Source organism: Acinetobacter sp. AS5 (assembly GCF_048957595.1).
In the GTDB taxonomy this organism is placed as follows: domain Bacteria; phylum Pseudomonadota; class Gammaproteobacteria; order Pseudomonadales; family Moraxellaceae; genus Acinetobacter.
On sequence record NZ_JARDAL010000026.1, the window covers coordinates 38,549 to 54,704 of the forward strand.

Annotated in this window: 14 protein-coding genes and 1 pseudogene; 6 read left to right on the forward strand and 9 right to left on the reverse strand. The window is 45.5% G+C overall.

All coding sequences use genetic code 11. The features are described 5' to 3' along the window. Nucleotides 1–8: 8 nt before the first annotated feature. The 7 genes from lpxC to murG form a co-directional block, all read right to left on the reverse strand. A complete protein-coding gene (gene lpxC, locus PV763_RS09890) occupies nucleotides 9–911 on the reverse strand; it encodes a UDP-3-O-acyl-N-acetylglucosamine deacetylase (RefSeq protein WP_004647241.1) in 903 nt (300 codons plus the stop codon). A 126-nt stretch (nucleotides 912–1,037) separates the two neighbouring features. Further along, nucleotides 1,038–2,231 (reverse strand): cell division protein FtsZ, encoded by a 1,194-nt coding sequence (gene ftsZ / locus PV763_RS09895; RefSeq protein WP_044111346.1) that lies wholly within the window; start codon nucleotides 2,229–2,231, stop codon nucleotides 1,038–1,040. Between the two features lie 159 nt (nucleotides 2,232–2,390). After that, nucleotides 2,391–3,653 carry a cell division protein FtsA gene (ftsA, locus tag PV763_RS09900; RefSeq protein ID WP_005245712.1) on the reverse strand — a complete coding sequence of 421 codons (1,263 nt, stop codon included), beginning with the start codon at nucleotides 3,651–3,653 and terminating at the stop codon, nucleotides 2,391–2,393. A gap of 70 nt (nucleotides 3,654–3,723) precedes the next feature. Further along, nucleotides 3,724–4,578: a cell division protein FtsQ/DivIB gene (locus tag PV763_RS09905; RefSeq protein ID WP_044111344.1), complete on the reverse strand. Its 855-nt coding sequence runs from the start codon at nucleotides 4,576–4,578 to the stop codon at nucleotides 3,724–3,726. Nucleotides 4,579–4,580: 2 nt separating this feature from the next. Beyond that, the gene (locus PV763_RS09910; protein WP_044111343.1) at nucleotides 4,581–5,510 is read right to left on the reverse strand and encodes a D-alanine--D-alanine ligase; all 930 of its coding nucleotides are present in this window, start codon (nucleotides 5,508–5,510) and stop codon (nucleotides 4,581–4,583) included. 57 nt (nucleotides 5,511–5,567) lie between these two features. Next, nucleotides 5,568–7,016: a UDP-N-acetylmuramate--L-alanine ligase gene (gene murC / locus PV763_RS09915; RefSeq protein WP_071850280.1), complete on the reverse strand. Its 1,449-nt coding sequence runs from the start codon at nucleotides 7,014–7,016 to the stop codon at nucleotides 5,568–5,570. Nucleotides 7,017–7,028: 12 nt separating this feature from the next. Next, nucleotides 7,029–8,126: an undecaprenyldiphospho-muramoylpentapeptide beta-N-acetylglucosaminyltransferase gene (murG, locus tag PV763_RS09920; protein WP_044111339.1), complete on the reverse strand. Its 1,098-nt coding sequence runs from the start codon at nucleotides 8,124–8,126 to the stop codon at nucleotides 7,029–7,031. A 423-nt stretch (nucleotides 8,127–8,549) separates the two neighbouring features. Between murG and PV763_RS09925 the strand changes: the two genes are divergently transcribed. Next, a complete protein-coding gene (locus PV763_RS09925; RefSeq protein ID WP_420937783.1) occupies nucleotides 8,550–9,752 on the forward strand; it encodes a CynX/NimT family MFS transporter in 1,203 nt (400 codons plus the stop codon). 51 nt (nucleotides 9,753–9,803) lie between these two features. Here the strand turns inward: PV763_RS09925 and gshB are convergent, their stop codons facing one another. After that, a complete protein-coding gene (gshB, locus tag PV763_RS09930) occupies nucleotides 9,804–10,754 on the reverse strand; it encodes a glutathione synthase (protein ID WP_420937784.1) in 951 nt (316 codons plus the stop codon). 143 nt (nucleotides 10,755–10,897) lie between these two features. Here gshB and PV763_RS09935 point away from each other — a divergent pair, with 143 nt between their 5' ends. From PV763_RS09935 to PV763_RS09950, 4 genes and pseudogenes are all read left to right on the forward strand, one after another. Continuing rightward, nucleotides 10,898–11,098, forward strand: a complete 201-nt coding sequence (locus PV763_RS09935) for a DUF3565 domain-containing protein (RefSeq protein WP_005245699.1) — start codon at nucleotides 10,898–10,900, stop codon at nucleotides 11,096–11,098. Nucleotides 11,099–11,362: 264 nt separating this feature from the next. Then, nucleotides 11,363–11,644: a hypothetical protein gene (locus PV763_RS09940; RefSeq protein ID WP_228284853.1), complete on the forward strand. Its 282-nt coding sequence runs from the start codon at nucleotides 11,363–11,365 to the stop codon at nucleotides 11,642–11,644. A 41-nt stretch (nucleotides 11,645–11,685) separates the two neighbouring features. Next, nucleotides 11,686–13,452, forward strand: a complete 1,767-nt coding sequence (locus PV763_RS09945; RefSeq protein ID WP_420937785.1) for a copper resistance system multicopper oxidase — start codon at nucleotides 11,686–11,688, stop codon at nucleotides 13,450–13,452. After that, nucleotides 13,439–14,386 (forward strand): annotated as a pseudogene (locus PV763_RS09950) (copper resistance protein B). The gene PV763_RS09945 and the pseudogene PV763_RS09950 overlap by 14 nt, the downstream one beginning before the upstream one ends. 171 nt (nucleotides 14,387–14,557) lie before the next feature. Here the strand turns inward: PV763_RS09950 and PV763_RS09955 are convergent. Then, the gene (locus PV763_RS09955; RefSeq protein WP_005105347.1) at nucleotides 14,558–14,890 is read right to left on the reverse strand and encodes a hypothetical protein; all 333 of its coding nucleotides are present in this window, start codon (nucleotides 14,888–14,890) and stop codon (nucleotides 14,558–14,560) included. Between the two features lie 540 nt (nucleotides 14,891–15,430). Here PV763_RS09955 and PV763_RS09960 point away from each other — a divergent pair. Further along, nucleotides 15,431–15,640, forward strand: a complete 210-nt coding sequence (locus tag PV763_RS09960) for a cold-shock protein (RefSeq protein WP_004281299.1) — start codon at nucleotides 15,431–15,433, stop codon at nucleotides 15,638–15,640. Nucleotides 15,641–16,156: the final 516 nt, after the last annotated feature.

Sequence of the window (16,156 nt, forward strand, 5' to 3'; positions counted from 1 at the left end):
ACAATGACTTATGTCACATTCACATACATGATTGGACAATTGGCTTCGTCATCAAATGTTACAATTTCATAGCAGCTTGGATCACTTTTCACATTGCGTAAAAGTTGATTATTCAAGGCATGTCCAGATTTGTAACCATCAAATTTGGCAATAATCTGATGTCCGAGCAGGTATAAATCACCCACGGCATCCAGAATTTTATGACGTACAAATTCGTCCGAGAAACGTAAACCTTCTTCATTAACGACCCCAGTTTCATCCACACCAATGGCATTTTCCAGACTGGCACCCAGCGCCAGGTTATTGGCTTTGAGATAATCCAGATCTTTCATAAAACCAAAGGTACGCGCTTCACTGACTTCATAAACGAAGGTTTCAGTAGAAAAATCGATACTGGCAGACTGATGTTCTTTTTTAAAGGCAGGATGATCAAAATCAATGGTGAAGTTCAGCTGAAAGCCCTCATGTGGGCTAAAAATGGCACGTTTGTCATCAATCAGTGCTTCAACCGGTTTAATAATCTTGACGAATTTTTTAGCAGCATCCAGCTCTTGCAAACCGCCCTGCATCAACAGGTAAATAAACGGACCTGCACTGCCGTCCATAATCGGGACTTCAGAAGCCGATACTTCAATAATCAGGTTATCAATGCCCAGACCAGCGATCGCACTCATGACATGTTCAATGGTGCCCACTTTGGCATTTTCCTGAACGAGGTTCGAGCACATAAAGGCTTCCTGAATCAGCATGGCATCAGCTGGAATGTCCACTGGTGGGTTCAGGTCTATACGACGAAACACAATTCCCCCATCGGCATGGTGCGGCACAAAGTTAATCATGACTTTCTGCCCACTGTGAAGACCGATTCCGCTCGCTTTCACGACACGTTTCAGGGTACGTTGTTTCAACATGCTTTTATCATCTGTTCATCTATAAAACCGCTATACGTTAGCATATTTGGCCATTGATAAAAAACAAAAAGGTGGCTTAAAAGCCACCTTTCCTGTCTAATCCATCTAAACACATGATGTTACATGTTATTTACGCTGTTGATTCTTAAGATAATCCTGAATGCTCATTGGCGTTGGGCGCGAGCTAGAAACCGAAGCCGCCGCTGGATTCGCTGCTGCCCCTGTTTCATGCTGCTGACGCTGAATTGCCGGTACATCATCATCTTCCACCACAGCCTGTGCAACTGCTGCTGGACGAGTTGCCTGTACATTAGTACGTTTGGTCGGTTCAACTGAATCCGCTGCATGACGGGTTAAACCTGTTGCAATCACAGTCACGCTGATTTCATCACGCGCATCCGGATCAAAAACGGTACCGTAGAACACCTGACCCTCATCTAAATCGACAATCTGGTTCACGACATCAGTAATTTCTTCAATTTCACCGAAAGTCACATCATCGCCACCGGTCACGTTAATCAGAATACCTTTGGCATTCATGATAGTCACGTTGTCGAGTAATGGACTACGGATTGCCTGCTCAGCAGCCTGACGTGCACGATTCTCACCACGCCCCAGACCCACACCCATCATGGCATAACCACGGGTGCTCATGGCTGTTTTCAAGTCAGCAAAGTCAAGGTTGATATGGCCAGGACGGACGACTAAATCAAAAATACTGCGTACTGCATTCAGTAGAACATCATCCGCTTTTTTATATGCATCTTTCATTGAAATATCACGGAAGACTTTCAATAGACGCTGGTTTGGAATGATGATTAATGAGTCTACATGCTGCTCAAGGGCTTCGATGCCTTTTTCAGCAGACTGTAAACGGCGTTTGCCTTCAAAGTTAAATGGCGTGGTCACGACACCAACGGTCAGGATACCCATTTCTTTCGCAATTTCAGCCACGACTGGCGCTGCACCGGTACCGGTACCACCACCCATACCTGCAGTAACAAAGACCATATCGGTCCCTTCAAGCTGCTGGCGGATCAGTTCACGGCTTTCTTCTGCTGCGGTCTGGCCGACTTGCGGATTTGCACCTGCACCCAGACCACGGGTACTTTGCTCGCCCAGCTGAATTTTAAATTCGGCTTCCATGCGATCCAATGCCTGCTTGTCCGTATTGGCACAAACAAACTTTACGCCCTGGATATCGGACTGCAACATATGTTGTACAGCATTACCACCCGCACCACCTACACCAAACACAGTGAAACGGGCTTGACCATTGCTATCGCTATGATCGTCTTCGAAAAATTCAAATGAGGCCATGACCTATAAAATTCCTAATTCATAATTGGCAGTCACTAAGCCCGTATACTGCCTTAATCTTAATAAAATTGTTTTTAAGAATGCTGCTCATGCGTTCACTTGTCAAGTACAAGCCCGATTAACTACATCTTCCCAACAATATTCACAATAAAAATCGACTTAAAAGATTGATTTCAAGGTGTCATTAAAGCCAAACAAGGCTCTTTTGACCCGCTTAGCCAATGACAACCGTTCTACATCATCCTGTTCCACAATTGTGTCCTGGGTATCACTCTGACTAAACATCAGCAAACCAGCCACAGTACTATATTGCGAGCGGCGTAAAGCAGCCTGATGTTGTTCGTCTGCATACACCTGAGTCGGCGGATTACCTAAATGCGCCGAGACCCCCATGGTACGGCGAACAAAGCTCACCATTCCTTCGATATGACTAGCATCGCCGGTCAATACCACACCATGATACAAGCCCTGAAGAGCACCGTTTTTCACCAATTCATCACGCACCAGACCCAGAATTTCTTCATAACGCGCCATGATGATTTCAGTCAATTCAATCCGGCTGATGGTTTGTGGCCCATCAATCCCCTGGAACTGAATCATATGATCCGGCTTGACCACTTTCAGGTCGACACAGCCATACAATAATTTCAGACGTTCAGCTTCTTCGGTCGTGGTTTGCAATACTGCTGCAATATCACGGGTCACATGTTCACCGCCACGTTGGAAGGTATGGGTTAAGGCCAAACGACCATCCACATACACTGCAACATTGGTCGTGCCGGCACCGATATCTACTAAGCATACGCCATATTCTTTTTCGTCTTTCAGCAGGCTGGCTTCAGCAGTAGCCAAGCTCGACACCACCATTTTTTCTACACCAATATTGGCACCTTTCAGGGCGCGATCAATATTCTGCATGGTACTGATCGGCAGCATCATCAAATGATAGTGTCCGGTCATGCTATGTGCCGACATCCGAATCGGGTTTAACACCCATTCCGGTGAGTCGTCCAGCTCAAAACCCAGAGGCACAGCACTGACCAGATAATGATCTGAAGTCAAATGACTAGCTTTAGCCAATTCCAGTGCACGCACCACTTCACTGGTGGTAATCGCATGCTCGCTATTGTCGATCGAGGTGCGACCTGAAGCATAAAAGCTTTTTAATTCGGCACTTGGAATAGAGACCCAGGCAGAATGTACACGACATTCCGCCATATCTTCTGCTTCTTGAACGGCATTTTTAATTGCAGTAATAACTTTATCGAGACTGACAATTTTCCCTTTACTCATGCCTCGGTTACGAGCGGTGGCCATACCAATCACTTGGATATTGTCTGGCGCGTGTACCTTGCCAATCAAAACTGAAACTTTGTGTGTCCCAATGTCAATCGCCACAACCGAGGGAACAGCTTCACTCATTATTCACTACTACCATTACGTGTTTGTTAGATTTATGGCTTTAAATGCCTCTATTTTTTAAAGCCGGTCATTATGGCTTTACTGTTACCTTATTCTCAACGCCCGTGTCATCAATGGTTACAATAAAATGTCCATTTACAATTTTAGGCGGAATTGAATTTTTCCACTGGATCGACAATCCATTGCGATAACGCAGGTCAATGGCCGAAATTTTAGACCAGACGGGCTTTAGATCGCTCTGAGACAGATGGCTCAGGCGCTGTAATTTGCTCATGGTCTGATCTTTATCCACAATTATTCTTAAACCCGAATCAAACTGCATAAACCAGGTCATTCGCTCGGTGAGATATAATTCTTTTAGACGAATGCCTTGTGGTAAAAATAACTGATTAATTTCATTATAACGACGCATCATGGTTTCTGCATGGCTCGCTGGCCCATGTAGTAACGGTAATGTCTGATAATTCTTAGGTGTGACTTCAGTGAAAATAACACCACTGTCACTCAATAAACGCCCTGTCCCCCAACGTGCAATCGCATGATGCGGCATGACCCGCACTCGAATGCCATTTGGCCAGGCTCGGGACACCACGACCCGATCCACCCAGGACAATTCCAGGGTACGATCGCGGATCGCTTCCAGATCCGAAGTAAAATAGTTTTCGGTCACAATTGGTGACACATATTGCATGACCTGACGCTGCTCAGCAGCCGAGCGCGTACCTACCACGCCCAGCTCTGCCACGTCACTATTGGTCATGACTTTATATAAGCCCAATATTCCAAAGGCCAGCACCAGCAGCGCAATACACAACAATAACCAGCCACCAAAATTGGTCAGCTTTTCTTTGCGTGTTGGCGGCTTGTCGTGAATTGAAGTAATCGCAGCACGTTTACGGCGCATGGAAACAGGAAGTTGAGCCATATTTAGTGTGCCGAACCGGTCAGAGTCTGTTCCAGAATCGCAACACACAGCTCATCAAAACTGTAACCGACTGCAGCTGCCGCTTTTGGCACCAGTGAGTGACTGGTCATTCCCGGCACGGTATTCACTTCAAGCAACCAGAAGTTGCCCTGTTCATCCTGCATGGCATCAATCCGGCCCCAACCGCTGGCACCGACTGCCTGGAATGCGCGCAAACTTAAGGCTTTTAACTGCTGCTCTTCAGCTTCAGTTAAACCACATGGAATGCCATATTGCACATCATTACGCTGATATTTCGCTTCATAATCGTAGAAAGCGACATCTTGAGGTGGTTCAAGACGAATCACAGGTAGCGCCTGACCATTTAAAACCACAATGGTGTATTCACGGCCGGTAATCCATTTTTCTGCCATCACCACGGCATCATGTTCAGTTGCCTTGGCAATCGCTTCGGCAAAGTCTTCAATTTTCTCGACCTTGCTCATGCCGATACTGGAACCTTCATGCACCGGCTTGATGATCAAAGGCAAGCCTAAAGCATTAACAATGTCGGTCGCATCAGAATCTTTAGTGACAATACGATACGGCGCTGTTGGCAATTCCGAACCCTGCCAAACCTGCTTGGTCTTGACCTTGTCCATGCCGATGGCAGAACCTTGTACACCCGTACCGGTATACGGTACGTTTAACCATTCCAGTACACCCTGGATCTGGCCATCTTCCCCGCCACGTCCATGCAATACAATGAAAGTACGATCATAATTTACCAGCTCTGTGACACTACGCTGCTGCGGGTCAAACGCTTCCGCATTGACCCCTGAACGCACTAATGCCTCAAGTACTGCCGTACCACTGTCTAGAGAAACCTCACGCTCTGCAGATTTACCACCAAGCAACACGGCAACTTTTCCGAATTTTGAAGCATTTGACACGTTTATATCCTTAAACTTTTTTCAATCTGGTCAATTCAATTCAGTCACACAAGATGACTATTTTATATATAAGTGATTTTGTGCAAGTTCGACTGAGATTGTTCCAACATTACCTGCGCCCTGGGTTAATAACAAGTCATTTGCTTGCAATACTTTTCTCATGATCTGATTCAGGTTGCCGTCCGCCGCATCGACCAGAATAGGCTCGACTTCACCACGTAGACGAATGCTGCGGGCCAAAGTACGGCTGTCCGCTCCGACAATCGGTTTTTCACCGGCAGGATAAACATCCAGCAACAATAACTGGTCTACAGTAGAAAGTACTTCCACAAAATCATCAAAACAGTCACGGGTACGGCTAAAACGATGCGGCTGGAACATCATTACCAGACGACGGTCCGGATGACTCTGACGCGCAGCTTTAATCGTCGCTTCGACTTCTTTTGGATGATGACCATAGTCATCCACCAGTTTCACGTCACCGCCCTCAATCGCAAACTCACCCTGAACCTCAAAGCGACGCCCCACACCACTGAAACCTTCCAGTGCACGGCAGATTGAAGCGTCAGACACGCCTTCATCGGTTGCTATACCAATCGCAGCCAAGGCATTCAGCACATTATGCAAACCTGGTTGATTGACCGTTACACGCAATGGCTCACGCTCTTTACGTAATACGGTAAAGTGGGTTTGCATGCCATCTTGATCAACATCTACTGCACGGATGTCATTGTCTTCATTGAAACCATAAGTCAGTAACGGGCGTGCAATCCGCGGCATAATTTCACGGATATTGGCATCATCACCACAGACTACAGCCAAGCCGTAAAATGGCAGTTTTTGCAGGAACTGGATAAAGGTATCTTTCAGGACATCGAAGCTACCGCCATAGGTATCCATATGATCGGCATCAATATTGGTCACCACGGCAGCCATCGGTTCTAGGTGCAGGAAAGAAGCATCTGACTCATCGGCTTCGGCCACGATATAACGGCTGGCGCCCAAGGCTGCGTTCATACCGGTACGGTTCAGCAAACCACCGATCACATAGGTTGGATCCATGTTTTCTTCAGCCAGCATACAGGTGATCAGACTGGTGGTGGTGGTCTTGCCATGCGTGCCGGCAACGGCAATACCATGACGGTAACGCATCAGCTCACCCAGCATTTCCGCACGGCGAACCACAGGAATACGGTTTTCAATCGCGGTTTTAATTTCCGGATTTTCTTTATCAATCGCGGTAGAGACCACGATCACGTTGGCGCCCTTAATATTATTTGCAGTATGTCCGATATAGACTTTAATGCCATTCGCTTCCAGCTGTGCGGTGGTATTGGATGCCTTGATATCTGAACCGGAAACTTTATAGCCTTGGTTTTTCAGCACTTCCGCAATACCACACATGCCTGCGCCACCGATCCCCACAAAATGAATGTGTTTGATACGGCGCATTTCCGGCACTTTGATTAACTTTTTCGCTTGTTCAGCTGGGGTTGTTGGAGACATAGTTTACTCGGATTACAATTCTTGAATTAAACGGACCACATGTTGAGTCGCATCGGGTTGAGCCTGTCGGCGTGCTTTCACGGCCATTTCCATTAACAGCTGGCGATTCAGCATCGGCTCTAATAATGTTGTTAAACTTTCCGGGGTCATCGTGGCCTGCGGGCAAATCTTTGCCGCATTGATATTGGCCAGGAAACCGGCATTGGCCGTCTGGTGATCATCCACTGCACTTGGAAGCGGCACAAAAATCGCAGCTACGCCAGCAGTGGCAATTTCAGTGACGGTCAAAGCTCCGGCACGGCAAATCACCAGATCGGCATCAGAATAGGCTTTGGCCATATCTTCAATAAAGGGCTGTACTTCAACTTGTAGACTGGCCGGTGCATTTTCATAGCGTGCCCGGGTCGCTTCGGCATGGTTTTGCCCACACTGATGATAGACGCTTAATGGCACATTGAGTTGCTTTAAAGCTTCTGGAACCCGTTCATTTAAGGCTTGCGCCCCCAAAGACCCACCAACGATCAGAATACGTAAGGGTAGTCCTGCCTTGTCACGCTCCTGATAACGCCAGGACGGATTTAAAATTTCGCTAATTTCCTGTCGTACCGGATTACCTGTAGTCACGACTTTTTCTTGGGCCGGAAAAGTATTTGGAAAAGCCTGGCACACCGTCTTTGCCACACGCGACAATTGGGTATTGGTAAAACCGGCAACTGCATTCTGTTCATGGATCAGCACCGGAATGCCTAAGATACGTGCGGCCAAACCACCCGGGCCTGCCACATAGCCGCCAAAGCCTGCCACGGCATCGACCTTAAGCTGTTTCATGAATTTCATGGCACTTAAGGTGGCTTTCATAATTTTAAAAGGCGCCAAGGCTTTACGCACAAAACCATTGCCACGCACACCTTGAATATCGATCTGATAAATGGGAATATTCTGGTTTTTTAACAGGCAGTTTTCCATGCCTACGGGCGTGGCCAACCATGAAACCTGTATACCTTTTTGTTGTAAATCTTTGGCAACAGCTAACGCTGGAAACACATGTCCACCTGTACCTGCGGCCATCATCATGACATGTTTAGGCTGTTTTTGCTGAGCTTCGGTCACGGTTTAATTCTTCAATTCAAAAAATGGAGCAGGAAATCTGATTTAAGTAATCAATTGTAATCACAAACCTCAGGCCATGAAAGTTTATTTACTTTATTTCAACAAGGCTTTAATTGTTTTTTTCACGCAAATTTCAAGTTTGGACTCGTTTTATTTATAAGGTCTGCACTTTTCCTTCGACTTAAGTGACATATCATATCAATTTTAAACTCACTTTTCATTATATTATCAATGATCTTGCCCCGGATAGGGCTTTATTTAGAACCCTTTACAGCTTAAACCTGATTGCTGCATGTCCTATCATCGACTAATGAGCTTAGGCTTAAATCCTATAAATTTATAAAACTTTCATGTTATTCATATCCATATATGAATGATGCTTGATGTACAAGCAGATGCTTTAAATGGACGCAGTTCGGATAGATGTCAAAAATATCATTTCGTGATGTATGGATTATCTTGGCCGGTTATCTGGCTGCGATCCATGTCGGTAAACTTTCGGCCGTGATTCCTGTGTTGCAGCAGGATTTAAACCTGAGTTTTACCCAGGCTGGTTTTTCATTAGCGTTGGTGCAGGCCGCCGGAATGCTGTTTGCGCTATGCATTGGCGCCTTCTCGGAAAAAATGGGATTAAAGCGCTGCCTGATCATGGCCTTAATCATTTTAGGGCTGAGCAGTCTTGCTGGGCTTTGGATTACGCAACCTGCCACTTTATATGTATTGCGTTTTATGGAAGGAATTGGATTTTTAACCATCTCCTTGTGCGCGCCTGCAATTTTAAAACGTACCAGCCGCGCTGAAACACTGAATTTCAAGCTGGGACTCTGGAGTTCCTATATGGGTGTGGGTGTCAGTCTGGCCGTATTGATGATTCCTATCCTGCTTGAATATCTGGACTGGCAAACGATCTGGGCCATTTTGGGCTGCCTGTGCCTTATCATTGCTGGCATGATCAAACAATATTTAAATATTGAACCTGTCCTGATAACACAGCCCGACTTTTCCCAGGCAACTAAGGAAAATACCTCATTCTGGCAGATTGTTAAAATTACCCTGACCCATCCTCCCATTATCTGTCTGGCGATTATTTTCGCCTGTTATACCAGTCAATGGATTACTGTCACGGGCTTCCTGCCTACACTGTATGTTGAACAGGGACTGGACTTAAAACGTGCAGGGATGCTGGTCTCGATGGTCGTGCTGGCCAATCTGGGGGGCACTTTTGGCGCAGGCATGTTGCTGCAACAGGGTTATAGACCGTACACCTTATTGAGTACCGGATTTGTGGCAATGCTCTGTAGCAGTTGCTTGGTATTTGCCGCAAATTCCTGGCTCTCATTTGAATTGCAGGTTGTCAGTGCCGTGCTGTTTTCACTGATTGGCGGGATGATCCCAACCACTGTTTTTGCGATTACCCTGCACTATGCACCACGCGCCTATGCAGCAGCGGCCAGTGTGGGTCTGGTTTTACAAATCTCAGCCTGCGCACAGTTTTTTATACCGACCCTGAGCGCTGCGCTGATATCTGCCACTCAATACTGGGCCAATCTTGCCATTATCACCGTCTGCCTTTCGATGCTGGGTATGGTAATGACGGCATTTTTATTTAAGCGCTATCCCCAATGAAAAAATAAAAAAGAGCCTGCAAGCAGACTCTTTTTTCACCTGATTTTGCTTTTAAACCTGATTGGCCTGCCCCGCTTCCAGCACAGCAAATAAATCGTCTGCAATCGAGGTGCCAAACTGCGCATCAATTTCACGAATACAGGTTGGACTGGTTACATTAATTTCAGTAACATAATTTCCGATCACATCCAGCCCTACAAAGACCAGACCTTTTTCTCTGAGATACGGCCCTACTTTTGCTGCAATGGCTTTGTCATTTTCAGTCAGGGGGCGTGCCTCACCTAGGCCACCCGCGGCCAGATTACCGCGCACTTCACCATTTTGTGGAATACGGGCCAGACAATACGGCACTGGCTCACCATTAATCATCAGGATGCGTTTATCGCCTTCGACAATTTCCGGAATATAACGCTGCGCCATAATCGGCTGGGTACCATTATTGGTCAGCATTTCAATGGTTGAACCGATGTTGATGCCATCCTGATACAGGCGGAAAATCCCGGTGCCGCCCATACCATCCAGCGGTTTTACAATCACATCGACCTGTTCCTTTAAAAATTCCCGGATCAGGCTTTGCTGCGAAGTCACCAAGGTCGGAACTTGCAGATGCGGGAACTGGGTCGCGAACAGTTTTTCATTACAGTCACGCAGGCTTTGCGGTTTGTTGATGATCCATGCCCCTTCGCGCTCTGCCTGCTCCAGAATATAAGTGGTATAGACGAAGTTCATATCAAAAGGCGGATCTTTACGCATCAAGACAACGTCATAAGCAGCGATCGACTCTTTTTGTTTTTCGCCAAGTTCATAATAATAGTCGTAGTCTTCAAATACCTGTAACGGCGCGATCAGACCAAAGGCCTTGCCCTGATCGATATATAAATCTTCCTGCAATGCATAACCGAGTTCATGCCCGCGACGTGCTGCTGCCCACAGCATGGCCATGGTCGAGTCTTTCTTCAGGTTTACATTTTCAATGGGATCCATCACAACAAGTACGCGCATGTGTCTCTGCTCTTTTTCAAAAAATGACTTGGCAAGGAGTATAGCTTGTGTGGATTCTTTTGTTTATGGTGATTTTGCATGACTTATTTTGTATAGGTTTTTAGATAGATGCTCAGGCAATTTGAGCTCAAGGGAGGTATGCCATGCAACAGGCCATTATCGGTTTTCACCTGGATGAGGAACAGCATTGGGTTGCAGAACTGGCCTGCGGACATGGCCAGCATGTGCGGCATACCCCGCCCTGGCAAAATCGCCCATGGGTGATGACCGAGCAAGGACGTAAAGAAAAACTCGGGATGCTGCTAGACTGTAAAAAATGCGAAAAGTGCGAAACTGCAACCTGAACCTATGAAAAAAGTAGTATGTAGGTGACCTAAAAAATAATCTTGTCCAGAATTTGCTAATTTGAGTTACTGCGTTTATGCTTTTATTGCTCAAACATGCAGCGCATTTTTTCAGGGTGTACTTTTGCTCATACGGCTCGTCAAACAGATCTGGTTGGTGATGCTTGTGGTTTTTGCCATAGGCTGGAGCAGTGTGTCTGTCGCATCTGCAAACACCATGCATCTGGTTATGCCGTCTGAAAAACGAATCCTCATTGTCTGGAAATGACAAAACCCTCTGCTTCTCACTCGCTGCATAAGACTGATCATCATCAAGATCAGGAACTGATTCAGCCGGACTGTGTCAGTGACAGCACCCAGCAGTCATCAGATTGTCTGGATTGTGGCACTATGGCCTGCCAGAACTTGGTCACCAGCCTGCCCATTACAACGCCCGAGTTAAGCGTGCCTGATCACGGTTATCCGGAAAAAACCCTCCTCCCTGCTTACCATGCCCAGCACCTTGCCGGTTACTGGCAAGAAATCCTGCGCCCACCCAAAGCTTGATCCTGAATTTTTAAATTTTTTTATTCATTAAGGATTAAGTTATGTTGCTTAAAATCAGTCAAAGCCTGTGTCTGGGCTTCGGTCTCATCTCGTCGTCTGCCTTGTTTGCAGCCGTAAAAGAATATCATCTGGTCATTGATGAAAGCCCGATCAATCTCACCGGAAAGACGGTCAAGCGTATCACTGTAAACGGAAAATTCCCTGCACCCTTGCTGGAATTTGAAGAAGGTGATGATGCAGTCATTCATGTACAAAACAACCTGAACAATCAGGATACCTCGCTGCACTGGCATGGCCTCCTCCTGCCTGGGCTGATGGATGGTGTGCCCGGATTTAACGGTTTTCAGGGGATCAAACCGAAGCAGTCTTTTACTTATCGCTTCAAGGTTCGTCAAAACGGCACCTACTGGTATCACGCACATTCCAAAGGTCAGGAACAGGACGGCCTCTATGGCGCATTGGTGATTCGCCCCAAAGCACAGATATCGCTACCTCCACATGAACAAACCGAGCGGGATTATGTAGTGATGCTGTCGGATTTTCACGAACAGGGCAGCCAGCAGATTCAGAACAATTTAAAAAAATCGGCCGAATATTATCAGAACCAGCGCGAAACCGTGGGTGATGTATTTAAGCAGGTGAAACGTGATGGCCTGAAGGCCACCTGGTCAGACCGCAAGATGTGGAACCAGATGCGTATGCTGAAAACCGACCTATCTGATGTTACCGGTTATACCTTTCTGGTCAATGGAAAAACGCCGCAACAAAACTGGAGTGGCCAGTTCCAGCCCAATGAAAAAGTCCGCCTGCGTTTCATCAATGCTTCTGCCATGTCGTTTTTCGATGTGCGTATTCCCCAGCTGAAAATGACCGTGGTCAGTGCCGATGGACAACCGGTGCAGTCGGTCAATGTAGATGAATTCCGTATCGGAACCGCTGAAACCTATGATGTGATTGTGGAACCCACTGCAGCGCATTACCAGATTGAAGCGGAATCGATCGACCGCTCAGGCTTTGCCATTGGCAGTCTGCATCAGGCAACTGATTCAAGTAAAGCCCTGGCTCCGGTTCAATTACCAACACCGCGCCCTCGTGCCTTATTGACCATGGAAGATATGGGACATGGCGAACAACATGACATGTCACATGACACACACAGCAGTCAGACCATGCAGACTGCCACAAGTGAACATGATCAACATGCCCAGCACGACATGCATGCAAGTCATAATGCCATGTCCGGAACCAATCAGCCTCATCAGCCGGTTGAGGGCTGGGCCAATATGTCTACGCCTGCAGGGCACAAAGCCTTGCAATATCAAGACCTCAAAGCCCTGACACCACAACCTGATACCCGCGCAGCAGAACGTGAACTGGTGATTCGTCTGGGTGGAACCATGGAGCGCTACATCTGGACCATGAATGGTAAAAAATTCAGTGATGCCGAGCCACTTCAAGTGAAATATGGCGAGCGGATCCAGCTGAAATTTATCAATGACAGCATGATGGCCCATCCGATGCATTTGCATGGCATGTTTATGCAGCTGGAAAATGGTCAGTCTGCTGCAAATATGCCAAATAAACACACCGTGATTGTGCCGCCCGGGAAAACGGTCACGACCTTGCTCACAGCAGACGAACTGGGAGAATGGGCGATTCACTGCCATCTGCTCTATCACATGAGTGCCGGCATGATGAACAAGCTGATTGTGGCACATGTAGATGAAGATCAAACATCTCACCCTTCTTCACAAAAAATGCCTTCAAAACCAGCAGCTGCTCAAGGAGAAAGCCATGCACATCACTAATCTTTTTGTAAAGTCAGTGCTCAGCAGTGCGCTTACCCTAAGCAGTCTGAGTATTTTTGCGGCAGCTTCTAGCGATCATACAAGCCATGCTGAACATCAGCATCATAGCGGACATCATGCCATGCAAAACATGGCTGATAACCACGCACAGCATACTGGAACAGCAGATGCCTCATCCTATCAACCGCCACCAAAGTTATTGCATCAACAGCAGGTGCTGAGCACGCCACAAAATTCAGTCAGTTCTGCCAGCGCACATGATCATCGTAAAGAACATGGTGCACAGATTTATAGCCAGATTATTCTGGACCAGAAATGGTAGCATAGTTCAGAGAGAAATGGAGCATTCAAGTCCAAGAACCAGGCCAGAGTCGGCACGGATGAAAATAAAATCTTCCTCAAGTTAGAAGCCGACAAACATGAATCCCATCAGGCCGAATATGATGCCAAAGTGTTGTATAGCCGCAATATTTCCGATTTTTGGGATGTGCAGACCGGGGTGCGCTATCGACAGGAAAATTTAGCCGAGCCTTCTACAAACCAGCAGAACGAGCGCTTCGATGCAGTATTTGGCCTGCATGGCCTGGCCCCCTACTTTTTCGAAACGGATGCTCATGTCTATGTCGGTGAAGATGACTTTGTCGGATTAAAACTGGAAACAGAGCGTGACCTGTTACTGACTCAGAAACTGATTATGCAGCCCTTTGTCGAACTGGATGTCATCCTGAATGATCAGGCAGCGAATGCGAAAAAAACCGGCCTTAGTCATGCCACCTTGGGCCTGGAAACACGCTATGAACTGAGCAAAAAGCTCATGCCTTATCTGGAAGTGGGTTATGAATATAGTAAAGGCAACAAACAGACAGCCTGGCAGCAAAGCTCTGATTCTGAAAAAGGCTGGATCTATGGTGCAGGTCTAAGAATGATGTTCTAAATTTTTGATACAGAAAATTATGCAGCTACGGGATATGAAGCTCCATTTATGCCCCGTAGCGCTATGGCACTATACATTTGGCTGACAAAGATTTTTTAAGCCTACGCACTGCATATGCGATGTTTTTCTGCACTTTCCCGCTCATTAAGACACTTGGCATTTTGCGAAAAATTAGTCTTCATCGCCTTGATTTCTACTGTTACTTTTAGCAACCAAAGTGCCTAACATAATGATAAAGGTACTCACGCCGCCAATTAACAGGCTCATCAGCCCCATTTCCAGCATAAAATTGCTATCGCCAGTCTCAGGGGCACCCCATAGAAATTGAAGACGATCGCCAAAAACAAAATTGATTGCACATACAATCAGAAAACCAATCAAGGTGGCAATCAGTAAAGTGACCACCAAGTTCTTCCACATTTTACATCCGACGAACAGGATGATCATGGCCAATCCAACCATGGTGATGATGGATATAAGTAACACACTGTTCCAGTAATCCATGAGACTCACTCGTATTTGGTTTTAAATTAAAATTAAGAAATTCTTATAGTTAATTTTTCCAATTGAGTTTTAATATAGGTGGATTTTTATACATGAGCAATGACGATAACTATCTTAAAGCTACAAATATTAATTTACCCAAAGTTATAAAATACACTGACTTAGTAAAATCTTGCTGAGTACTGAACGATTCTGATTAACATAAAGTAACGTAAACACAACGTTTATTTATTGTTTTGCTTCGCTAAAGCTTAAATGTAATCAATAGAACTAGACTAGCTTGAATTTTTTTAAAAAAGAGAATGGAGCCACTTTTATAAGAAAAATAAATAATAAATATAAAAAACTTGAATATTTTATGATTTAGGCTATGCTGTGTTTAACTAGAAAAAAGCGTTGTTTAGTTAAGCTTCTTTAAGTGCCGCAGTATTATTTATAATCCTCAGTTTTTTCAGATCTTTATTTCAATTCTTGTTGTTTTTCCAAGTTATCCATAGTCATTTGCATGACTAAAATTATTAAAATTTAACAGGTTATATTATGTCTACTACAGTTACCGGTACAGTAAAATGGTTTAACGAAACTAAAGGTTTTGGTTTTATTCAACAAGAATCAGGTCCTGACGTTTTTGCACACTTTAAAGAAATCAGCAGTTCTGGTTTCAAAACTTTGTTTGAAGGTCAACGCGTTTCTTTTAGCGTGGTTGATGGTCAAAAAGGTCCAAATGCGATCAATATCGTTGCGCTATAATTTAGCCCAGCAATAAGAAAAAGCACCTTTAGGTGCTTTTTTTAGCACTGAAGATTCATAATTTCGGTGAAAGGTTTTCTACTTGTCTGTTTAGCTCATTAACAGTGAATTTTTAAGAATCATGTTTCTGAATCACTGCTGTTGTAAGCGTTGCTCTATAAAGAAATAGAAATGAAAAACCCTGGCATCTGCCAGGGGTTTTCCGTATGGGTTCGCTTGGTATAACTCCTGTCTTACCTTACTTTCCTTGTATTTATCTATTGTTATTCTTGTGCGGAACGTCCTGTTCCTGTTAAAGCTATCATAGGAAATTTACACTATTCAAAACAGCCGCAAAGTGCTGGAATTGATGTAAGCGAATGCTTACAAGAATAGACAGAGATAATAAATTTCAAATACTTAGAAAATCGAGCATCTATAAAAAAAGGAAGCTTAAGCTCATTGCTGTCCCACAATTTTTCACAAGAGGAAGCTCATTTGAGCTTCCTCTTGTTTTATGGGTATTTTATCGGGTGA